The organism is Pseudaminobacter soli (ex Zhang et al. 2022) (assembly GCF_014595955.1).
GTDB lineage: Bacteria > Pseudomonadota > Alphaproteobacteria > Rhizobiales > Rhizobiaceae > Kumtagia > Kumtagia pseudosoli.
This window is the reverse complement of the sequence record NZ_JABVCF010000008.1, coordinates 1-21,769: the sequence shown is the minus strand read 5'-3', so window position 1 is coordinate 21,769 and position 21,769 is coordinate 1. Positions and strand designations below refer to the sequence as shown.

At 57.1% G+C, this 21,769-nt stretch carries 17 protein-coding genes and 1 tRNA gene; 9 read left to right on the top strand and 9 right to left on the bottom strand.

The annotated features are described in order from the left end of the window. Nucleotides 1–780: 780 nt before the first annotated feature. Entirely contained in the window at nt 781–3,435 is a 2,655-nt protein-coding gene (locus HUI96_RS15570; RefSeq protein WP_188255598.1) for a DEAD/DEAH box helicase, read from the top strand. A 38-nt stretch (nt 3,436–3,473) separates the two neighbouring features. Beyond that, the gene (pdeM, locus tag HUI96_RS15565; protein WP_188255597.1) at nt 3,474–4,154 is read left to right on the top strand and encodes a ligase-associated DNA damage response endonuclease PdeM; all 681 of its coding nucleotides are present in this window, start codon (nt 3,474–3,476) and stop codon (nt 4,152–4,154) included. On the opposite strand, the gene HUI96_RS15560 is transcribed toward pdeM, so the two are convergent. The 9 genes from HUI96_RS15560 to HUI96_RS29095 all read right to left on the bottom strand — a co-directional run bounded on the left by HUI96_RS15560 (nt 4,155) and on the right by HUI96_RS29095 (nt 15,049). After that, entirely contained in the window at nt 4,155–4,943 is a 789-nt protein-coding gene (locus HUI96_RS15560) for a TIGR02186 family protein (protein WP_188255596.1), read from the bottom strand. It abuts the gene before it with no gap. Nucleotides 4,944–4,946: 3 nt separating this feature from the next. Then, nucleotides 4,947–5,864 carry a TSUP family transporter gene (locus HUI96_RS15555; protein WP_188255595.1) on the bottom strand — a complete coding sequence of 306 codons (918 nt, stop codon included), beginning with the start codon at nt 5,862–5,864 and terminating at the stop codon, nt 4,947–4,949. A 161-nt stretch (nt 5,865–6,025) separates the two neighbouring features. Further along, nucleotides 6,026–9,919: a peptidoglycan-binding protein gene (locus tag HUI96_RS15550; RefSeq protein WP_188255594.1), complete on the bottom strand. Its 3,894-nt coding sequence runs from the start codon at nt 9,917–9,919 to the stop codon at nt 6,026–6,028. A 244-nt stretch (nt 9,920–10,163) separates the two neighbouring features. Continuing rightward, nucleotides 10,164–11,306: a tyrosine-type recombinase/integrase gene (locus HUI96_RS15545; protein ID WP_188255593.1), complete on the bottom strand. Its 1,143-nt coding sequence runs from the start codon at nt 11,304–11,306 to the stop codon at nt 10,164–10,166. 112 nt (nt 11,307–11,418) lie between these two features. Next, a tRNA-Gln gene (locus HUI96_RS15540) sits at nt 11,419–11,494 on the bottom strand. A 198-nt stretch (nt 11,495–11,692) separates the two neighbouring features. Next, nucleotides 11,693–12,316, bottom strand: a complete 624-nt coding sequence (locus HUI96_RS15535; protein ID WP_188255592.1) for a hypothetical protein — start codon at nt 12,314–12,316, stop codon at nt 11,693–11,695. A gap of 264 nt (nt 12,317–12,580) precedes the next feature. Beyond that, nucleotides 12,581–13,447 (bottom strand): RNA ligase family protein, encoded by an 867-nt coding sequence (locus HUI96_RS15530; protein ID WP_337918387.1) that lies wholly within the window; start codon nt 13,445–13,447, stop codon nt 12,581–12,583. Nucleotides 13,448–13,702: 255 nt separating this feature from the next. Beyond that, complete coding sequence (locus HUI96_RS15525; RefSeq protein WP_188255591.1) at nt 13,703–14,575, bottom strand: hypothetical protein; 873 nt, start codon at nt 14,573–14,575, stop codon at nt 13,703–13,705. A gap of 87 nt (nt 14,576–14,662) precedes the next feature. Next, nucleotides 14,663–15,049 (bottom strand): helix-turn-helix domain-containing protein, encoded by a 387-nt coding sequence (locus HUI96_RS29095; protein ID WP_210320193.1) that lies wholly within the window; start codon nt 15,047–15,049, stop codon nt 14,663–14,665. A gap of 1,466 nt (nt 15,050–16,515) precedes the next feature. On the opposite strand from HUI96_RS29095, the gene HUI96_RS15515 reads away from it, so the two are divergent. The 7 genes from HUI96_RS15515 to HUI96_RS15485 all read left to right on the top strand — a co-directional run bounded on the left by HUI96_RS15515 (nt 16,516) and on the right by HUI96_RS15485 (nt 21,697). Continuing rightward, complete coding sequence (locus tag HUI96_RS15515) at nt 16,516–16,899, top strand: hypothetical protein (protein ID WP_188255589.1); 384 nt, start codon at nt 16,516–16,518, stop codon at nt 16,897–16,899. Between the two features lie 198 nt (nt 16,900–17,097). Next, nucleotides 17,098–17,652 (top strand): HNH endonuclease, encoded by a 555-nt coding sequence (locus HUI96_RS15510; RefSeq protein WP_188255588.1) that lies wholly within the window; start codon nt 17,098–17,100, stop codon nt 17,650–17,652. A gap of 10 nt (nt 17,653–17,662) precedes the next feature. Continuing rightward, the gene (locus HUI96_RS15505) at nt 17,663–18,004 is read left to right on the top strand and encodes a hypothetical protein (RefSeq protein ID WP_188255587.1); all 342 of its coding nucleotides are present in this window, start codon (nt 17,663–17,665) and stop codon (nt 18,002–18,004) included. Between the two features lie 2 nt (nt 18,005–18,006). Further along, complete coding sequence (locus HUI96_RS15500; RefSeq protein ID WP_188255586.1) at nt 18,007–18,270, top strand: hypothetical protein; 264 nt, start codon at nt 18,007–18,009, stop codon at nt 18,268–18,270. A 72-nt stretch (nt 18,271–18,342) separates the two neighbouring features. Next, entirely contained in the window at nt 18,343–19,602 is a 1,260-nt protein-coding gene (locus tag HUI96_RS15495; RefSeq protein WP_188255585.1) for a terminase large subunit domain-containing protein, read from the top strand. Nucleotides 19,603–19,673: 71 nt separating this feature from the next. Then, complete coding sequence (locus HUI96_RS15490; RefSeq protein WP_188255584.1) at nt 19,674–20,132, top strand: HNH endonuclease; 459 nt, start codon at nt 19,674–19,676, stop codon at nt 20,130–20,132. Nucleotides 20,133–20,221: 89 nt separating this feature from the next. Next, nucleotides 20,222–21,697 carry a portal protein gene (locus HUI96_RS15485; RefSeq protein WP_188255583.1) on the top strand — a complete coding sequence of 492 codons (1,476 nt, stop codon included), beginning with the start codon at nt 20,222–20,224 and terminating at the stop codon, nt 21,695–21,697. Nucleotides 21,698–21,769 lie beyond the last annotated feature (72 nt).

Sequence of the window (21,769 nt, the reverse complement as noted above, 5' to 3'; positions counted from 1 at the left end):
CTAAGATAAGGCGTGGCCGCAATCTTCAAAGAGTTTTGGAAATGCCTCCTGACACTTGCTTTGAAGAACCTGATCCGCTGCGTTCTGGCACCCGCACAACTTATGAAACCGCTTCGCGCATTTGGAAGCACACGCACGTGGGGATTCTAGCCAAGAACACCTTCAACTGTAATATGTAGAAGAGGGGAAAATCCGGTACGACAGGGGCATGGCGGTGCAAGACCTGATCGTCGTTGCAGGTCATTTAAGTGGGGCATCATGTCGGACAATTGGATCAAACTCATCCCGACGGATCAGAATTTCTTGCCCTCCGCGGATGCCGCGGAAGCGGAGCGAACACTGTTGGCCGAATTGGCTCCTGACGCCGAAGAGGTGACTGTCGAGTTCCTTAAAGAGGTAGCATTCGTCGACTCCGGAGAGAACTGGGAGGGCGTGAGTTGTCCCTCCTGTTCTCGCGACGCATCGACATGGTGGGCCGACGCTATGGATGGCGCCGCCGAGAGTTCTTTCCGCGACTTGGAGGTCGCTGCGCCCTGTTGCGGGGCGACTGTATCGCTGAACGACTTGAACTACGAGCCTCCGAACGGATTTGCGAGCTTCATCCTCTCTGCATGGAATCCGAACCTGCAGGATATCCCGCCCGCAGCCATGTCAAGGCTGGTCGATCTGCTAGGAACGCAACTGCGCAGGATATGGGTCCGGTATTGAACGAGGGAATCGATCCCCTTTTGTTCCAAATTCCTGTTGGCGCGCCACGCGCGGCGCTATACCTCTTAGCGCGTGACAGAACAAAGCCGCGTCGAGCCGCAGGACGGTGCCGCGTACCTGCCCGAGCCGTTCCTGAACTGGTTCGCGCGGCGCGGCTGGTCTCCGCGCGCCCATCAGATCGACCTGCTTGCCCGCGCGCAGGCCGGGCGCTCGGTGCTGCTGATCGCGCCGACGGGCGCCGGCAAGACGCTCGCCGGCTTCCTGCCGTCGTTGGTCGATCTGGCAAGCCGCCCCAAGCGCAAGCCCGGCGAGCCGCAGCGCGGCATCCACACGCTCTACATCTCGCCGCTGAAGGCACTGGCGGTCGATATCGAGCGCAATCTCGGCAAGCCGGTCGACGAGATGGGCCTGCCGATCACGCTGGAGACGCGCACGGGCGACACGCCGGCCCACAAGCGCCAGCGCCAGAAGCACGCGCCGCCGGACATACTGCTCACCACGCCGGAGCAACTCGCGCTGCTGATCGCCTCGCCCGACGCAAAGCGGTTCTTCTCCGGCCTGCGCTATGTGGTCCTGGACGAACTACATTCGCTGGTGACGTCGAAGCGCGGACACCTGCTCGCGCTTGGGCTGGCGCGTCTGCGCCGTTACGTGCCGTCGCTTCAGGCGATCGGGCTCTCGGCGACCGTCGCGCAGCCCGACGAACTGCGCCGCTGGCTCGTGCCGCAGGGCGGTTTCTTCTCCCTTGAGGGGGAGATGGCCGCGCAGCGGCCAGAGGGAGTAGTCTCCGAAGGCTCTGCCAGCATGTCGAGCGCGGTCGTTATGACCCCCACCGCCGCCTTCGGCGGCACCTCCCCCTTAGGGGGGGAGGGTAACTCTCCCCTGGCCGACATCATCACCGTGACGGGCGGAGCCAAGCCCGAGATCACCATCCTCGACTCCGAGGAGCGGGTGCCCTGGGCCGGGCATTCCTCGCGTTATGCCATTCCCGAAATCTACGAGGCGATCAGAGAGCATCAAACCACGCTGCTCTTCGTCAACACGCGCAGCCAGGCCGAGATGCTGTTCCAGGAGCTCTGGCGGGTGAACGATGACACGCTGCCGATCGCGCTTCATCACGGTTCGCTCGACGTCAGTCAGCGCCGGCGCGTGGAGAAGGCGATGGAGACCGGCAGCCTGCGCGCGATCGTCGCCACCTCGACGCTCGATCTCGGCATCGACTGGGGCGACGTCGACCTGGTCGTGCATGTCGGCGCGCCAAAGGGCGCCAGCCGGCTTGCCCAGCGCATCGGCCGTGCGAACCACCGGCTCGACGAGCCGAGTAAGGCGATCCTGATCCCTGCCAACCGCTTCGAAGTGCTCGAATGCGAGGCGGCACTGGAAGCGAACTATCTGGGCGCGCAGGACACGCCGCCGCTGGTGAATGGCGGGCTCGACGTGCTTGCTCAACACATCCTCGGCATGGCTTGCGCCGAGCCCTTCGATGCGGACGATCTTTATCAGGAGGTGAGGAGCGCCGCGCCCTATGCGAGCCTGCCTCGCGAGATCTTCGACCGCGCCATCGATTTCGTCGCGACCGGCGGCTATGCGCTGAGGACTTATGAGCGCTACGCCAAGATCAGGAGGACGAAGGACGGCAGGTGGCGCGTGTCGCATCCGCGCTTCGCGCAGCAGTATCGGCTCAACGTCGGTACGATCGTCGAAGCGCCGTACCTGACGCTACGCTATGCGCGCTCGGGCAAAGGCCTCGCCACGAGAGGCGGGCCGGTCCTAGGCAAGATAGAAGAAAGCTTCATGGAGACCATCTCGCCGGGCGACACCTTCCTGTTTGCAGGCAAGGTGCTGCGGCTCGAGGGCATCCGCGAGATGGAGGCATTCGTCTCCAACGCCGCCGGCAACGATCCGCGTATACCCGTATACAATGGCGGCAAGTTCCCGCTCTCGACCTATCTCGCGAGCGAAGTCCGCGCCATGCTGGCCGACCCGGAGCGGTGGAAGGCGCTGCCCGATCAGGTCGCGGACTGGCTGCGCATCCAGGCGGACAAGTCGGTGCTACCGCATAGCGAGGACCTTTTGGTGGAGACGTTTCCGCGCGGGAACCGTCACTACATGGTCTGCTATCCCTTCGAGGGCCGGCTCGCCCACCAGACCCTGGGAATGCTGCTGACAAGGCGGCTCGACCGTGCCGGCGCACGACCGCTCGGCTATGTCGCCACCGATTATTCGATCGCGGTGTGGGCGCTAGACGACATGGGCGCGATGTTCGAGGGCGGCGAACTGCCTCTATCGAAGCTGTTCGATGAGGACATGCTGGGCGACGATCTCGAGGCCTGGATGGCCGAGAGCTGGCTCTTGAAGCGCACCTTCCGCAACTGCGCGCTGATTTCAGGGCTGATCGAAAAACGTCATCCGGGACAGGAGAAGACCGGCCGGCAGGTCACCGTCTCGGCCGACCTCATTTACGACGTATTGCGCACGCACGAGCCCGACCATCTGCTGCTCCAGGCGACCCGCGCCGATGCCGCGGCTGGGCTGCTCGATGTCAGCAGGGTTGCCGACATGCTCTCCCGGATCCGCGGCCGAATCGTGCATAAGCACCTCGACCACATATCGCCGCTGGCTGTGCCGATCATGCTTGAGATCGGCAGGGAAAGAGTGGCAGGAGAAGCCAACGAGACGCTTCTGGAGGAAGCGTCTCTCGTTGAAGAGGCAATGGGCAGCGAGTGACCACCGCTCGGACTAGTCGGACCAACAGGACAGGTGGCTTGGACGGCGTGATCGAGATCGCCGGCGAAGCCGCAATATGTGATCGCCGGGGAGCCCTGTTCTTCCCCGAACTGAGCCTGCTCGCCGTCTCGGACCTGCACCTCGAAAAAGGTTCGTCGGCCGCACGGCGCGGCTCGATGCTGCCGCCCTACGACACGGCCGTGACGCTCTCCTGCCTGCGCTCCGTGCTCGACGATTTTTCCCCGAAGGTCGTGGTCAGTCTCGGCGACAGTTTCCATGACGGACAGGCCTCGGCGCGGATGCCCGAGCTTTTCCGCGCTGCGCTCGCGGCAATGATGGCCGGCCGCGACTGGTTCTGGGTGAGCGGCAACCATGATCCCGACCCTCCCGAGGGAGTAGGCGGGGAAAGTGTTCGCGAGATCTCGTTGGGGTCGATCCGGTTCCGTCACGAGCCGTCCAAGAGCGAGGCTAAAGGCGAGATCGCCGGTCATCTTCATCCCGGCGCCCGGATCGTCCAGCGCGGCCGCTCGATCCGGCGCCGCTGCTTCGCCACCGACGGCAGCCGCATGATCATGCCGGCCTTCGGCAGCTATACAGGGAGCTTGAATGTCCTGGATCGCGCCTTCGCCGGGCTTTTCCGGAGCGATGGCCTGATCGCCCATATGCTCGGCACCGACCGGACTTATCCCATCGCCGGCACGATGCTCCGGCCGGGCTGATCAGTCCCGCTTGAATACGAGCCGGCCGACCCAGCCGGTGACCATCGCCAGTCCGACTGCCACAAATCCGTAGAACAGGCTGTGGTTGCGGGAGAGCCGGAACAGCATCTGCTCGAAGCCGGATTTGAGGATGGCGAGGTTCGCATATGTTTCGTCGATGAAGACGCCGTTGCGAAAAAGGAAAGCGCGCGCCTTATGGGTTCCGACGGGAACGTCGGGCGCCAGCGTGACGGTCGCGCGGAACAGGTTCGACGAGAGGAACTGAACGCCTCCAATGCGCTGGTTGTAGAGGCCGTTCGCCTTCTTCCGGTCGCGCAGCGCCGCCCTGAATTCCTGCAGTGTGGCGGGACTTACATCTTCTTCGTACGGCTCCGTATGGACGTAGTCGATGCCGAGCGCGAGCCGTCGGTAACTGTTCTGGCCGGTGATGTCCTGCAGAGGGCGCGTGGTGGCGATGGAGTATGACTCCGGTACATTGACGAAGGATTCGGAGTCCGTGTTCATCCAGATGCCCAGTACCCGGTCCTTGCGCCTTACCGTGATCGGGCGGGCGGGTCCTTCGAGCACCACGATCACATCGTAGCGCCCCTGCCGCACCACCGTGGGATCGATGTTCTCGATGGAGCCGAAGATGGTCAGGTCGGCGCCGCCGAAATCTGCGCCGATCCGGATCACGTCTGTGGAGAGGCCGATCTGGATCCTCTCCGGCGCGGGTTCCTGGGCAAGCAAGGAGCACGGAAGGAGCGCCGCGGCGAAGGTGAGTGCGACGGTGCGGCGCCTCCAACTCATCGATCACAGTCCCGGCGTAAGGGAATAGATCGCCGGCGGAGGCAGGAACAGATCGAAGGCAAGCCTGATCGCCACCGCGACCACCAGCAGCCCGAGCAGCGCCCGCAACTGCTCGCCACGCAGCCTCTGTCCGGCCTTGGCGCCGTACTGCGCTCCCGCGACCCCGCCCACCATGAGGATGAAGGCGAGCACCACGTCGACGGTCTGATTGGCTTCGGCATGCACGATCGTGGTGTAGGCCGCCACGAAGATGATCTGGAAGAGCGACGTGCCGACGACGACGTTGGTCGGCACCTTGAGCAGGTAGATCAAGGCGGGCACCATGATGAAGCCGCCGCCGACGCCCATGATCGACGAAAGCAGGCCGATGCCTGCCCCAAGGCCAAGCACGGGGATCACGCTGACGTAGAGCTTCGACGCGCGGAAGCGCATCTTAAGTGGCAGGCGATGGATCCAGCCGTGTTGGCCGGGCTTCTTCAGCGACTGCGGCACGCCCTCCTTGTTGCGCCTGAGAGCATTGACGCTCTCGACCAGCATGAGACCGCCCACCGCTCCGAGGAAAACCACGTACATCAGCGAGATGATCAGATCGAGTTGTCCGATGCTTCTCAGTAGCGAGAACAGGAAGATGCCGACCGTGGAGCCGGCCACGCCGCCAATCAGCAGGACGGTGCCCAGCTTGAAATCAATCGTGCCGCGCTTGAAGTGCGCCAATGCTCCGGAAAAGGACGATGCGATGACCTGGTTCGCGCCGGTCGCCACCGCGATCCCGGGCGGGATGTTGTAGAAGATCAGCAGCGGCGTGATCAGGAAGCCGCCACCCACGCCGAACATGCCCGACAGAAATCCGACTGCCGCGCCCATGGCGAGCAGGACCAGGACATTGACCGACATTTCCGCGATCGGGAGATAGATGCCCACCCGTCACTCTCGACTGCAAGTGCTGAAGCGTTAAAGGCGTCGAAACGCGATTTGCTGTAGGAAGCTCATGCGCCGACATTGCGGCGAAGTCAAACTTCGCTGGAAAGCCGAAACAAAAAACATCTCAACGGTTTACTTACCGCGAGCGAACTGCCGCCCCCTCACTTTCGGGCGAGCAGCGCGCGCACCAGCTTCTCGTCGATCCCGCCGGTCGGCTCCATCTGGTTGTCCTTCTGGAAGGCCATGATGGCGTTCTTCGTCTTCTGGCCCATGACGCCATCGGCGGCGCCGGCGTCGTAGCCGTTCTTGTTGAGGATATTCTGGATGTTGCCGATGGCCTTCGTCATGTCGATTGAGGCCGTCGTGCCGGGGCTTTCCTGCCAGGATTCCGGTATTTCGACGGAGTTGGCTTCGGCCTCGATCGGCTGAGACTTCCAGAGATCGACCTGGCCGCGCGCCCGTTCGAGTTGCTCGGGGCGGAGCGAATTTGCGATCTCGTCGCGCTTTGCCGCGGCGTCGCGGTCACCGGCATTGGCGGCAAGGGCGAACCACTTGTAGGAGTCTTCCAGGTTCTGAGGCATGCCGACGCCTTTTGCCGCGAGGATGCCGAGGTTGAACTGGCTGTCCTTCACGCCGAGATCGGCCGCACGCTTGAACCACCGCGCTGCCGACTCGTTGTCGGCGGTCCCATCCGCCCCCATCGCGTACAGCACGGCAAGGTTGTGCATCGCGCTGACGTTGCCCTGCTGAGCTGCGAGCTGGTACCAGGTCTTGGCCTTCTCCACATCGCGTTGGATACCCAGCGCCTTCTCGTAAAGATTGCCGATGCGGTACTGTGCCGGCGCAAAGCCGAGTTCCGCCGACTTCTCGTACCAGTGCGCGGCCTGTTTCATGTCCGCCTTGACGCCGCGGCCATCGGCATAGCGGGCACCGACCTCGAATAGCGCCTTGGCATCGCCGGCTTCGGCTGCTTCGCGCAGCCCCACGGGACCCGCCTCGACCGGAATGCTGATGGGGTGGGCAGTGGGCTGTTGGGCTGGCGCCGCTGCGGCCGACGCAGTCGCAGGCGAATCGGAGTGGACCTCGGCGGTACCGGCCGCTTGGGCCGCTGGCGCAGCGCCGTCGGACGCTTCTGCCAGGTCCTGGGCGTCGGAGTCCACGACAGACGCCGCGGCGCTCGCAACTGCGACCGGATTCGCATCAACTGTCGTCGCCTGGGCCGGAGCAGTCTTGACTGCTGGCTGGGCAGCTTCCGGAGTCTCGGCCTCCGCAGCGGCAGGTTCTTGCCTGACGGGAGTTGCAGCCCGGGCGTTGGAAGCGGCCTCAGCGACCACCTCGTCCGTCGCAGTTTCTCCGGTAGCGTCGACCCCCAAGGTGTCGGCCGGCTGATCGGCCTGGTCGGCAACGAGAGGTGCCGGCACGCGATCATCACCGATGAAGCCGTTCACCAACTGAGCGCCCGCCAGTACGACGAGCACGGCAGTGGCGCCCATCAACATGGCCTTGCGACGCTTCCTGAAGATGTCGCCAACGCCTGCGCGCTTCGGACCGGGAAGGCGCGAGTTGCCGCGCCCACTGGTTCCGGCTTCAGCTGCCGCTGCCTGTGCCGCACGGCGGGCTGCGGCGATGAAATCCGCCTTCGCGGCGTCCGTCGGCCCGGCCTTGGCGGTTTGTCCGCGCTCCTCGCGAACCCGCTTCATGATCGCATTCAGGTCCGGCGCACCCGATCCGGGTTCGAGCGGGCGGTCGGCGATCGTCGGGTCGAGTGGCTCGTCCAGCCCGGCCTCCGGCGCCAATTCTGCTTTCGCTGCAACAGAAGGCGAGGGCCCGTCGAGTTCTTCGCCATCGGCGACCTTCGCCGAATTGCTGGAGCTCTCCTTCCTGCCCAGCACGCGCGAGAGGCCGCTGAGCAGCGACTTAGCCTTGGGCGCCGTCGCCCGCGGCTCCACCACCTCTGAACCCAGAGCAGCCAGGGCCGCTTCCGCGGCTGCCTCGGCCGGGCTGCGCGGATTTTCGTCGGGCAGTTCCGGAGCCGAGCTCTGTGGCCGGGAGGGAAGACTGTCCTCCACGTGCTCGGAATGCAGGGGAGGAGTGCTGTCGATATCGATCTTGCTGGCGTTGAACCTCTTCGCGAGTGGGTCGGGATCGAGGTCCGGCTGCTGGGTGTCGGGGTGGGAAAGCGCTGCCTCTCCGGTTTCGATCGTGCCCAGCCGGTCGACGATCTTGATCAGCGTGTCGTGGATGGCCTCGAACGTCCTCGCATTGCGCTCGTCGGAGCGCCGCGTGAGGTTCTCCAGGGCGCGAAGGTCCTCACCCAGCCCGCTCACGGCGCTGGTGTGGACATCGGACCCAGTGAGATCGCGCATGGCGTGCTCGGCTGCCTGGCGGGCGGCTTCCAGCAACGACTCCCGGCTTTCGGCGATCGCCCTCTCCAGATGATCCAGCCTCGGCCCGATATCCTCGAGCTCTGGCAAGGGCGCAGCCGGCCGGCTGAGATGCTCCGACAGCGCAGCCACCTGGCTTTCCAGATTGCGGATGAGATCGGGGTCGATGCTTGCGACCTTCGCCGCCGACTCGTCGAGCCGCGCTGAAATGCTCTCGAGCCGCTGCTCAATGCCGCGGATGGCCGGCGAGGCAGCGTCCATCGCGGGTGTAGCAGCAAGCTGCTGGGCCAGATGGCCGAAGTGCGCGTCCAGCGCCTGCATGACTTGCGCGGTGTCGAGCGTCTCCGACCCACGCAGATCGATCCGCTCCGCGACTTCATCGAGGCGACGCTCGAGCTCGCGGAACATCATGTCGCCCCGCTCGATGGCGTCGCCCTGCCGGCGCTCGATCAATGCCGCGAGCATATCGAAGCGCTGGTCTATGCTGTCCAGGAGCGACCGCCGGTCCGCTTCCGAAGGCGTCTGCTCTATTCTTGCTGCAACGGCGAGCACGTGTTGCGAAAGGCGTTCGATTGCCTCTTCCGGAAGGCTTCCATGCGCGGCGAGTTGGTCGACTCGATGCGTCAGGGCATTCAGCCGTTCGATCACCTCGGCAGTCGGCCTGTCTTCGATCACCTCGTCGATCTGCTTGGCCAGTGCGGCGATCCGCGCCTCGATGCGATGGAGGGGCTCCGGGTCGAGGCTCGGACCCTGGGCGCCAAGACTCGAGGCCGCAATGGCGCGCGAGATCTCGTCGAGGCGCTCCTCGATCAGACGTGCGATCTCCGGCGCCTGCCGTTCCTGCTGGCGCAGGAAATGGTCGACTGCGCCGGCGAGCATGCGCACCTTCTCTTCGAGCGAACGCAGCGACAGCGATTCGGGCAGATTGCCGACCGCTTCGCTGATCATTTCAAGCCGTTCGGAAAGGGCCGAGATCTCGGGATCGATCGCCTTCTGGCGATCCTCCAGGGCCGTCCAGCGCCGGTCAAATTCGTCCCAATGACGCTCCGACGAACGGACCGTTTCCTCGCGCGCGAGCTTGGCGAGTTCGCCCTTCACCTGCTCGATGTCCCTGCGCAGCGCGTTCATGGTGCCTTCATCGGTGCGTTCGGAAAGCTCCTGGATGGAGCGCGAGACGCGCTCGATCTCGGCGGCCAGCCCGCGATCGATTCCGGGAACGTGTTCGGCAGCGGCGATTCGTGTGACCTCCCTGCGCAGTTCTTCAAATTCCTGGCGGATATCGGTCGTCATCTGCTGGCGCAGTTCGTCGCGCAGGGCCTTGAGTTCGCCGGCGATTCGGCTGACCGAGGCGACGCCTTCCTCCTGTCCGCGGACCTGATCGAGATCGCGGGCGAGTGTGTGGTAGGAGCGGTCGGGTTCCCACGCCCGGCCCGTCGGAGGCGTTTGGGGCCGTGCCGAGGCCAGGTTCGTGGCCGGTCGCCTGTCCGGCTGGGCCCGATCCCACGACGCGCCTTCACGGCCGCGCCCTCCGAAGTCGTCGAGCGAGCCGCGGGAGCGGTCAAGCCGGCTCTCGAGGTTCTGCAGCGACTGGGTGATCTGTTCGAGCGTGGCGCTGGGCCTGCGTTGCCGCCCTGCGTTGAGGGTGTCGAGATACGAACGTCTGTTGTTCATCGAACCGCCTATCCGCCTGTACCGGTCGAGCCGGCTGCTCACTCTCCTGCGGGATCGAGGCGATCGTTCCGGCGAGCCTTGGAGATCCTCTCCGGCGACCCGCCCGCCTCGAAGTTCGTGAAGAATTCGCTACAGGATAATCACGAGAGCCCGACACGCGCACATTTCGCCCGGTGTGGTAAATAACCCGTTAACGCTAAGCAGCTGATTTTTCAGAGAAACGTTTATGGCGTTCTAAGTATAGTCAAGTATTGATAAGACGGTTCGCGGCGCGATTCTTAGCAACGCGCTCAGCTGCTGCAAGTGTCGCTCGGTCATATACTGTCGAAGTCGTGACTACAGTCGAGTGACCGGCCATTTTTCCAAGGTCTGAGATATCAGAACCGTGGAGTCTCGCCTCAGTAATACCTGACGCACGCAAGTCTCTTGCCCATACATCTTTGGGCAGACCAGCTGCACTTTTGTCGCGCCGGAAAGTTTCGGTAAATTCACGCTCAAGGTAACGGCGATCATGCCGATCATGCTTAATGACAGGACCGGAGAGTGGCTGCCCATCCTTCAGGATAGCCTCCAATTCCTCCATCACCATCGGAGCGTGTTTGAGGTCGAACGTCACTTTCAGGCCAGTTCGTCGCGCGGTTTTCGTCGGCACGTAGCGAAGGATCAGGTCACTATCGATGTGGCTCCAATCCAACCCCTGATGCACGTCATACAGCCTGAGAAACGTCTCGAAAACAAGAGCGTAAGTCAGCGCCATATACGGTCGGCCATCCGCATGAGCCGCCTTCCGTAAGGCCACGACTTCCTCAGCCGTAATATATTGCGAACGCTTCTTGAGGGAGGGGAACCGTCTTGAGGTGGCTCTGATAACCTCGGAGAGTTCGGCGCACCCATCAACGCGGCAGGAGACACCGTAAGTGACCGCCGACTTCAGAACGGCCAAACAGGTCTTGCCCGCACCGAGCTTGGTTCGGTCTCCGCTCCAATCGTTGAACCACCGGATCAATTCCTTGGAGGTGATCGAGTTGAGGCTCGTTGCGCCCGCGTCTTTCCAGAGGCGTTGAAGGTAGACGAGGTAGACGTGGCGGCTTCCGTCGCTCAATTCGTGGAACGGGGATTCCTCGTCCAACTCATAGCGTCTCAGGATATATGAGACCTTTCCGTAGTCGTGATCGACGCCAAGGCCGAGTTTCTGCTTTTTGGCGAGGTTTGCTAGTTCCTTGGCCTTCTTCAGTAGATCCTCGGGGAACTCAATATACTTTGTGAGGTTGACGGTACGAGGCCGAAAATTGCTCCCAGCCGGTGCTACCCAATAGACGGACCAAGAGTCCTTTCGCTTCCGATATTGTAGGCCATGGCCACTAATTTTCTCTATGTTACCACTCATACGAAACTCCCAAATGCGTGTGGACGGGAAACGTGAGTTCCCCGTCAAATCAATAAACTAATTTTGTTATTTTCTAAAACGAAATCCTTGAAAAACAAGGACTTAGCGTAAATGGATCAGGAAGGAGGGGTCGAACCTCCAACATCAGCCTTCAGAGGGCTGCGTTCTGCCGATTGAACTATTCCTGATTAGCCGATGGTCAGCCGAGAAACTGGCCGAGAACCCAGATGACGCCCGCGAACATCAGCGAGCCCATGATAATGTCTGGTCCGTAAAGTCTGATAAGAATTTGAAAATCTTTCATTGGGCACTCCTTCCCTTGTTTCAGGTATTTAGTGCCCAATGATTTTTACCTGGTCCGCTTATGCGGCTTCGCTCAGGCTCGCTTATACGGCTTCGTAAGTGACCGTGCCGCTCCGGCAGTCGGTCCAAACGATCTCGCGTTTGCTGTGCTCTCCGGCTTCTACGTCCTCTTCGATTTCTTCGGCTTCCTCACCCAGCGGAACTAGGCAAAAATATCCTTGGGTAGGAAAGTGGAAGGGCCAATCACCGGCAATCATGATGTCGTAATCGGCTCGGTCTGCGTCTGCATACTCCGACGTTTTCACGGTGAGCATCACGTTACCACACGAATCTTTGGCATCGGGATTACGGACCTCCTCCGTCAACGCCTGCGTCAGCTCAACATATCTGTCCCCAAGCATTTCCTTGTCGCGCTCGGGAAAATGAAGGGCGATGTTGTACTCAGGATAAATTTTCTTAAACGCCGTCAGCATCTTCAAACTGAAGGTAAGCAGAGGCTCGTCAAGATCGATATCCCCCGGATAAAGGAACAGGGTCGTATTCCAGTACCTGAAGATAGACTCATCTATGCGCCGAAACAGCTGCTTCGCGTCGATGGTGTTGAAGCTCAGGTTCCGGTAGCGCAGATACTGACCTTGACCGCGTTCTTCGCTGTACTCTGGTAGGGAATGGCCTTCTTCGGCTGGCGATGCGTTAACGATTGGCATATGGTTTCTCCTTAAAGATTTTTGTTTCAAAAATCGTCGAGCGGCAATAGATCGGCGGCCGAGCGACAAGCACTCGGTTGACGAAAAACAAACGCCCAGCGGTCGAGCGAAAATCGCTCGGCGACCGTCATTTTCAGATGTCGGAAGCTGTCATCCCTGGCGGGGCGAACTCAGTTTCGTGACCGCCAGATCAAGACAGACCTAGTTTATAACCCAAGTGGGGCCGAAATCATAAGGCCACAGCAGAAAGTATCACTGGTCCAGCTATTGCTCTTCGAAGTCCTTCAGCGTGGCGTGGCGAAGCTTCTCTTCACCTTTCAGAAAACGCACTCGGCCAATGAGACCGGGCTTGATCCATTCGGCGTTCTCTTTCGCCATGCCCTTTGGTGGACGCGCTGTCTTTCGGGCTTGGACTCGCTCCCAGAGGCGTTCGCGGATCAGCTTAGGAAAAGTTACGACCGCTGCGCCAACGTAAGCACCAGAACGATCCGCACAAAGGACCATCGCCGGTTTCCCCTTCTCCCGCTGGACGCCAATTATATTGAGTGTCGCCTCGGCATAGCACTTCGTCTTGACCCAATCGCGTGAGTCCCCGCTGCGATAGCGGCTTCCCTTTCGCTTAGAGACCATCCCCTCAAGCCCAAGACGATCGATCGCTGCGAAGACGGTCTTCGCGTCCTCTTCGAAGCTCTCGCTGAAGCGGATTGGATCGTTCTCTGGTCCTATGAGGTCTTGAAGAAGCTTTCGGCGTTCTTCGATGGGGAGCCGGCGAACGTCTTTGCCATTGAGGTGGAGGAGATCGAACGCCATGAAGAGGAGGCAATCGGATTTGGAGTGGATCGCGGACTTGAGGCGTTTGAAGTCCGGCTTTCCCTCATCGTCGCAAAGGATCACCTCGCCATCGATGATGGCTGACTTGACGTTCAGCTTTTCCGCAGCCGTTGCGAGAGATCGGTATTTGTCCGTCCAGTCGAGACCACTGCTGGTGTGGAGCCTCGCTTTGCCGTCCTGGACGATTAGCTGGGTTCGGTAGCCATCCCATTTGATCTCGCGAATCCAATCGTCACCCTCTGGTGGTGATGACAGAGGGCAGGGCTTCAACGGCGGGATGAACTCGAGACGCGGACTCACGCTGAGTCAGTTGGGGAGGGGTGAGAAGGAATCCAAGAGCAGAAGGATTTGATTTGGCTCAAAGCAAATGAGGCAGGATTATGGCGTGATAACTCTGTCTCAGCGCACGAGACTGGGAGGGTGGTACTAGCCGAACCGGCAAAGGCTACGACTTGGACCGCTCTCCCAGAATCTCCGAAAGCTTCCCTACAGTAAAATACGTAGATCGAAGGTAGAACGTTGAGAGAACGAACAGCGGTCGGTCGCGTGTAGACATTAGCTATTCTCGCTTCGGAATTTGCGAACCGCCTGTTCCTCCGTCATGCGAAGGTCTCTCATCCATGTGCGGATTATCGCTTCCTGACGAATGCCCAATCCATATTTGTCTTTGAATGAGCGGTTGGCATCGGGAAGGACAGCTTCCTGTTCCTGAATTTTCTCGATCAACTCGCCATAGCCGTGGTCAGCTAAAAGTTCTTTGTCATCAATGGTCACTGGAAGTTCCTCTATGTGTGGGATATCAACCGTTATAGCTGTGACCTCTTCCGCCTCAAATTCTTCGCAAAATTCTTTCTGAGGCTGATTGACCTCTACAGCTGGTTCGACCTTCGCTGACTCCTTTCGTGGCGCTCTGGTGTAAGGTGCGCAGCTGGTGCAAAATAGACCAACGTCCTCCACCATGTTGATGCTGCTATCCCAGCCATATGGAAGCTTCTTCGCTGTGATCAGCGGACGGAGATAATCAGGCCAGTGAATCTGGAGATAAGCGGTCTTCCCGCTCTCGGAACGAACTGAAGGCTCATTGTGCTTCTGCCCGCACTTATCGCACTTGTAGCCATGGGCCTTGAGAACGATCTGTCTGACCGAGGTAATGGAAGCTGGCTTGGTACGGGTACGAATGATGCGAAGCTTCTCCTCAAGCTCGTTCTTAAGGTCCGCCGCGATTTTGTCCGAAGAAGCCTGCATCTCCTCGCAGGAATAATAGGAGCGTCCCTTGTAGGTGACAGGAGGAGGGATAATCCCCTTATCCGTCATCTTCGTTAGGTTGTTGATGTGAATCCCGAGGAAATCCGCAGCTTGCGCTTTGGTCATGTGGGTAAGCCAAATTGGCTGGTCATCGAACGGAGTATAAATATGGTTATCAGTCATTAGAGTATTCCCATTTTTCTTATGATTGTTAGTTCCCGTTAGGACGGAACCAAAGGCTTCATCTATTAGCAGTAGGTGGAGCCTTTTTTATTTTGTTGATTCGTTAGCTGTAGAAGCCTGAAAATTGTCGATCAACGCTTGAACCTGCTTTCTGTGTTCAATTAGCCTTTCGACCGCATCAACCGGATAGAATGAGCTGCCCTTCACCTTTGTTGGTGATGGTAGCCTTCCTTCCTTCACCAGCTGTGGCAATCGCGCTACATGCACTCCCAACTTTTCCGCTGATTGCTTTGTGTCATAGTGACCATCGAGTTCTTTAAAGTGAATCATTGTGCTCTCCTTTTTAAATTCGCTTTTATTTATACGCGCTCTCCCATGAAAACGGCTGATGAAGGCAAGAAAAACGGAAAAATCTGCCTTCGCGAACAAGTCAGCCGGCTTGTTCGATTGATCGATTTCGCTAGGCTCCAACAAGTCAGCCGGCTTGCTCTCCCAACAAGTCAACCGGCTTGTTCGATTTCAGCTGAACACTAATGAAATCAAGGGTTTCAGCGTGAAATCAGTACGCGTGAAACCGCTCGGAACAGGGTTGAAATAACCGCGTGCCAGGAGGAGAAAAAGCCTTATACTTCTAAGTCTAGAAGTCTCTCTTTAACAGAGTAGCTGTTCGCTATCGCTCACTCTCTGATCGTTAACAAAAGTTGACGGTGTCAACTAAGTCGGTTTGTACCAGATTCATGAGTACTGGAATTTACCCAGAGTTGGATTCACTCGCTGACGCTCGTGAATTGCTCCGCATCCATACTATGAAGAGATATAGCAAATTTGTTATTCACCAATTGTTGACAGTGCTACTACAATATCTCTATCAGCATACGTGGATTCGCTCGCGTCATTCGCATTCGCTCATTCCGCATCGCGAAGCTCCGCAAACTCCTGTCATTCAGGATATCCATAGGGTGACAATTCTCCCCTACATACGATGTCCATGAATTCCGGATTTCACGCGTTTTCTATAGGTATTCCTACACAAGCTGAATGACCCACTACAGCTAGTGCCTGAACCTCAAGATTGTGGTCTGAAAACCACTACTAATAGTGACGGAAATCTGAAATTCCGTTTTTCACGGGTCTTCACGGATTTCGAGCCTGAACCCTCGTCTCCAGAATTTTGCTCATGGGGACGATAATGGCATCAGGTGCTTACGTTAGGGAAACTCGCTGACCTCCCGATGATACCCGATCCGGCCTGTGTCCTCCAGAGTTCGCGCAAATCTGAATCCCTCGCCACTCCGCAGCTGAATCCCGGAAATCGTCCGCTCCCTCGCCATTCCCCTGAAATCCTCCAATCTTGCCGTAAAATGCGTTGCCATACACGTGTCGATGCTCGTCCTGGTCCATGATGTTGATCGTGGTCGAGATCGGCCGGTCACCCTCCTGTTTCGGTTATTTGGTTTCCGTAAGGGGAAGGGGAGGGGAACGAACTGGCAACGCGCCTGAAGCACGTTTCTTTTGCTCCAGCCGGTAAGCTCTATCATAGGCGTCGTGGCGAACTCCGGGTGGATATCGGTTTCGGTATGGCTTCCCGGCAGCTGCGCTGAAGAGACCCCTCCAATGGGCATCGCTGATCGGGTGTTCCGGCCATTGTTTGCGATGGCGACGTTTCTCTCTTCGCCGGTCGCAATCGTCGTGAAGCCGCTCTCTCATTCTTCGTGTCATAGGGGAACATAGCCTCGCGAAATCCCGTGGTTAAACGGGCGTTAACTGCTGAGCATTGATTTTCCACGGCAATTTTCAAAACGCACGTAAAACGCCCGGTTTTCAGCCTCTCAGCGGGTAGTTTTCGGCTGTTCGATAGCCTCTCCCAACCCGTTCCTCCTCCACACGCTCCTGCCGATACAAAATAACTAAATAGCTGCATCGAAACAAAAGGAGGTGAAATGGTGTCATTTAACAAAATAATTGGATTCAGAGAGTTGGTATATCAAAAAGAGTTCCAACTTTTTGGTGAACTCGGAATAGACACATACCGAAAGGGTGACAATTTCGAAGGGCTAATGGAAGAAGCAGTGGGGATTCTAGAGGATGAGTTTCAGTTCTCTGCTGATCCCTTCTTCATTAAGAGAGCAGAGCAACTCATCACCAAAATGGAGTCGCCACCCGACATGGAGACATTTGATGAGTTGGACAGATTACGCCATACCATCGATCGTCTTGAGGACATAGTGTCGTCAGCAATTTGGACTGCACATGAACGAAGAATGCGACAGAAGGACGTTGATGAAAGAATAAATAACTATGTTGAAAGTCGTGATGACATTTGACCACTAAAAGGCCAGTTCCCTCCCTCTAATTGGCCTTCAAACTACAAACTCCTCGGGCTGACCACTTCTCCTCACGTGGTCAGCCCTTTTTTATGTCCAAAACCGAAAACAACTAAATAGCTGTAATCGGTCAAGTGATTGCATCATCCACGAATGTTCACGTGATCATAAAGGAGCTAATGAGAAGAAGAACTATCCATGATTGCGCACGACAAATTTATACAGAAGTATGACTACAATCCGGAGACTGGCGAATTCATTTGGGTGAAGTCCAAGGAGTCAGAGCTAAACGGAAAGCCAGCTGGCTATTACAATCCTCATCTCAATCGCTGGTATGTCTCAACAGGGGATAGCAAGCAAATCCCCCGCTCTAGAGCCATTTGGTACTGGATGACGGGTGTTTTGCCCGAAGGATATGAGGTCGTCCACATCAACGCGGATTCAGCTGACGACAGATGGTCCAACCTCAAGCTGGTGACGATCTCTGAAAAGAGACGAATGAGTCCACGCAACAAGCGTCCTTACAAGGGAGTGACGAAGTACGGTCGTGACCAGTGGAAGGCCAGAATCCACGTGAACGGTTCATTCAAGACAATAGGTGTGTTCGATACACCAGAGCTAGCTGCGGACATGTACAGAAGGTTCGTTGAGCTAACTGAGTTCGTGAAGGGAAAAGTTAATATAACGGCGCAGCAGGTGGATGAGCATATCGCGATGTTGGAAAAGATACTACCTTCACCGGGGGCGAACTAGAGGAAGCGGAATGTCAACAAACGGTTCAAAATACAAAACCAAACTGAGTGCTGAGCACAGAGAGAAAATTGCTAACTCTCGCATTCTCAACAACCTCATCGATTTCGTTGAAGGCAAACGAGAGATGACAAAGACGCAGGTTGAGGCAGCTAACATATTGCTGAAGAAGGTATTGCCTGACCTAGCTCACGCACAAATCGAGAGTACGGTGCAGGGCAGCATGAGCCTGAATGTCTTCACTGGCGTTCCTAGGGCGGCTGAACAGCTGGAATATCAGCCAATGCATGACATAACCAATCGAATCATCAAGGACACCACCGACGATGAGATCGATAGGCTGCTGGAGGAATAAGGATGAGCAATCAATACGATATCACAATAGAGGACCTTGGGTGCGGTATCACATCTATCTCATGCGATGAACTGGACGAGGATATCTACTACCACGTTCAGAAGGTTGAGAACGGAAAGTTCTCCGTGAAGATGTATGAGAATGGAGTCTGGGATGAGGAGATGGTGGAACTATTCGAATCCTTTGATCGGGCCGCTGAAATGGCCATCATATGCCTCAACATAATGATGGACGGACAGGAATACGCGAAACGCAGTAATCATTAACCAGCAGACGACTGAAACATTGAATCATTTGCCATGAGAAGGAGAACAAGGAACTGAAAGAACTACAACTTAATGGACGTACATATTGACTATCAACCAAGAGCGCAATTTCTAGGATTTCATACACGAAAACAAAGATGGGCATGCGTAGTTGCCCATAGACGTGCCGGCAAGACAGTCGCTTGCATCGCTGACCTAGTTGATTGGGCACTGAGGGAAACCAAAAAGAACCCTCGCTTCGCGTACATTGCTCCAACATACGCCCAAGCGAAGGACGTCGTCTGGAGCTACCTCAAAGACATGACGGCCACCATTCCCGGTGTGGTTGTCAAAGAGGCCGAACTCTCGGTCACCTTTCCCCATAACAACGCACGTATCCGTCTCTACGGTTCCGACAACTACGACCGTATGAGAGGCATCTATCTGGATGGCTGCATCATCGACGAGGCAGGGGACCAAGATCCAAGAGCCTGGTCCGAGGTCATCCGTCCCGCTCTGTCCGACCGCAAAGGCTGGGCTGTCTTCATCGGGACACCGAAGGGCAAGAACCAGTTCTACGACATCTACCAGAACTCGCTGACCGATCCTGCTTGGTTCTCACTCATCCTGAAAGCCTCTGAGACCGCTCTAATCGACTACAGCGAACTCGCTGACGCTAAGCGAGCGATGAGTAAGGAGCAGTACCAGCAGGAGTTCGAATGTAGCTTCACAGCCGGGATAATGGGTGCCTTCTACGCGAAGGGCATCGAGGAGCTTGAGCAAGGCAACCACCTCACCAGCGTCCCATATGACCGCAGCGCCGATGTCTTTGCGTCAATGGACCTTGGTATCAATGACTCCACCGCGATCTGGGTCGGTCAGCTGGTCGGAAGAGAGTTCCACTTCATCGACCACTACGAAAACTCAGGCGAGGATTTGGGTCACTATGTCGATTGGCTGAAGTCCAGAAGCTATCCGATCCACCAGCTTATCCTTCCCCATGACGCTGACGCTCGCGAACTCCAGACCGGAAAGAGCAGAGCGCAATTCCTGAGAGAACGCGGTTTCAAATGTCGAGTGCTTCCACGAACCAATGACCTTATGGGCGACATCGATCTCGTTCGCTCCAAGTTCAACAGGTTCTGGTTTGACGCCACCAGCTGCGCACGTGGGGTTGATTGTCTCAGAAACTACAAAGCCGAATACGACCACAAGAACCAGATTTTGAAACGCAAGCCACTCCACGACTGGACATCAAACTCGGCTGACTCCTTCCGCTACATGATCATCGGTATGGATGAGAGACCGAAGCAGAAGGAATACACCAAGCGATTTGTGTCTGGATTGGTCTAAGAACAAAACATGAACATGCCATAAAACGGAGAGCTAAATCAATGTGATGGTCCGCGTGAAAGGAGTACGAATTGATCGAATACGACGTTCTAAAACAGCTAATCAAATATGTGCCGGAAACAGGGAAGTTCTATGAGTGGCGACAGGTCACGAACGAACTAACCGAACCGGAAATGAAGTGGGTCGAATCCAAGCCAGTTAGATCGGCACTCGGCAAGAAGGTGATCGAGGTCAACAGCCTTGTTTTCGAGCCTGATAAATTGGCCTTCTACTATCAGACAGGCCGATACCCAGCCGTTAACAAAGTCATCCATCTCAACGGTGATGTGACCGACAACAGATGGAGCAATCTGAAGCTAGATGGCGGTTTCAAATATGGTGACGTGTACAAGGATGAGGCAGCAAACAAATATGTTGCATTCATAAAGGTGAACGAGGTTCGCGCGCACTTAGGTATGTTCTACACCAAAGAGGCAGCGGAGAAGGAGCTTTCCAGAAGTTTGGCTAAGCTAGCACTGTTAAATAAATAATGAGTCAGAACGAAATCCAACCAAGCGAGAATGTTTACAATGGAGCTTTTGATGAACGCTTTTCAAAAAATAATAATCAAAGGAAATAGATGGCAAAGGGAATTAGACTTTCGGAAAGTGAAATAGGAGCACTGTGCCAAGCCGAAATCGCAAGAAGCATTGACTACGACCGATCCGAGTTCCGCAAGGACCGTGTTCGCGCGATTGAGTATATGCGCGGTGAAGTCCGCGACCTTCCAGCCGAGGAAGGGAGATCATCCGTAACGTCACGTGACGTGTCCGATACGATCTCATTCATGATGCCCGGCTTGATGAGGGTGTTTTTCTCCGGGGACAATATCGTCTGTTACGAGCCGGTTGGACCGGAGGACGAGCAAACCGCCGAACAGGCTACCGACTACATCAATTTCATTCTCAATGAGTTGGACGCATACGAAGTCTTTTGGGACGTGTTCCAGGACGCTCTGCTCCACGCCAACGGAGTGGTGAAGCACTGGTGGGAGCCATACGAAAGAACCTCGGTCAGCGTCTTCCATAACCTCACCGAAGGCCAATTGGCGCTCCTTCTGAGCGAACCTGACATTGATGTTCTGGAGCACCAAACCAGAGAGCTTGTCGAGCAGCCTCAAACTCCCGAAAACCCACTTGGCGGTGGTCAATTGCCAATGATGCCACCGATGGTGGTTGCGGTTCATGATGTCAAAATCAAGAGAACCGAGAAGCTTGGCCGCGTCAAAATTTGCGCAGTTCCACCAGAAGAATTCTTGATTGACGCGAAAGCGACATCAATTCGCACCTCATCCTTCTGCGGTCATAGAGCACTAAACACTCGCTCATCACTCATTGAAGAAGGATATGACCCTGACTTGGTAGCCAAGCTGCCAGCGTTTGGCGGAACAATGTCATTTGACCGCGTTCAGGTCGCGAGAAGGGAACAGATTGGTTCCGTCTACACCTCATCCGGTTTGGATGAGTCCATGGACATCGTGGAGACCATCGAATGCTACATTCGCTGTGACTACAATGGTGACGGGATCGCCGAAACACTCAAGGTGGTGATGGGTGGTTCCGGTTCATCAGACGTATTGGATTGGGAAGAGTGGGAAGAGGATTACCCATTCACCGATTTCGTAGCGGAACGTGTTCCACACCGCTGGTTGGGCAATTCGATCTTCAATGAAGTGGAAGACGTGCAACGCGTCAAAACCACTCTCACCCGTCAGCTGCTGGACAACCTCTATGCGTCCAATATCCCTGACAGGGTCGTGAACGAAGATTCCATCGTCAACATGGATTCCGTCTATGACCGTCAGATTGGCAACGTCATCCGCACAACTGGCGATCCGAACGCAGCCGTTACAACCTCATTCGTTCCATTCGTAGCGAAGGAAGCTCTGACCGGCTTGGCGTACATGGACGAGGTGATCGAGAAGCGCACAGGCGTTTCCAAAAACACGATGGCGCTCGATCTCAACGCTCTACAGGGCCAGACCGCGACGGCCGTCAACGCGGCTCAAGCCGGCGCATATTCCAAGATTGAACTGGTCGCGAGAAACTTCGTGTGAATCGGCGTGCAATTTTGACCCCTTAGCAGGGAGGATCGGCGTCCAAAATTGACCCCCCTCATTCAGTCGATC

Bases quoted from the DNA above. Each gene is read 5' to 3' on its own strand.
- HUI96_RS15560 (WP_188255596.1), bottom strand. From the start codon at position 4,943: ATGAGTTGGAGGCGCCGCACCGTCGCACTCACCTTCGCCGCGGCGCTC.
- HUI96_RS15550 (WP_188255594.1), bottom strand. From the start codon at position 9,919: ATGAACAACAGACGTTCGTATCTCGACACCCTCAACGCAGGGCGGCAA.
- HUI96_RS15545 (WP_188255593.1), bottom strand. From the start codon at position 11,306: ATGAGTGGTAACATAGAGAAAATTAGTGGCCATGGCCTACAATATCGG.
- HUI96_RS15535 (WP_188255592.1), bottom strand. From the start codon at position 12,316: ATGCCAATCGTTAACGCATCGCCAGCCGAAGAAGGCCATTCCCTACCA.
- HUI96_RS15525 (WP_188255591.1), bottom strand. From the start codon at position 14,575: ATGACTGATAACCATATTTATACTCCGTTCGATGACCAGCCAATTTGG.
- HUI96_RS15515 (WP_188255589.1), top strand. From the start codon at position 16,516: ATGGTGTCATTTAACAAAATAATTGGATTCAGAGAGTTGGTATATCAA.
- HUI96_RS15510 (WP_188255588.1), top strand. From the start codon at position 17,098: ATGATTGCGCACGACAAATTTATACAGAAGTATGACTACAATCCGGAG.
- HUI96_RS15505 (WP_188255587.1), top strand. From the start codon at position 17,663: ATGTCAACAAACGGTTCAAAATACAAAACCAAACTGAGTGCTGAGCAC.
- HUI96_RS15500 (WP_188255586.1), top strand. From the start codon at position 18,007: ATGAGCAATCAATACGATATCACAATAGAGGACCTTGGGTGCGGTATC.
- HUI96_RS15495 (WP_188255585.1), top strand. From the start codon at position 18,343: ATGGACGTACATATTGACTATCAACCAAGAGCGCAATTTCTAGGATTT.
- HUI96_RS15485 (WP_188255583.1), top strand. From the start codon at position 20,222: ATGGCAAAGGGAATTAGACTTTCGGAAAGTGAAATAGGAGCACTGTGC.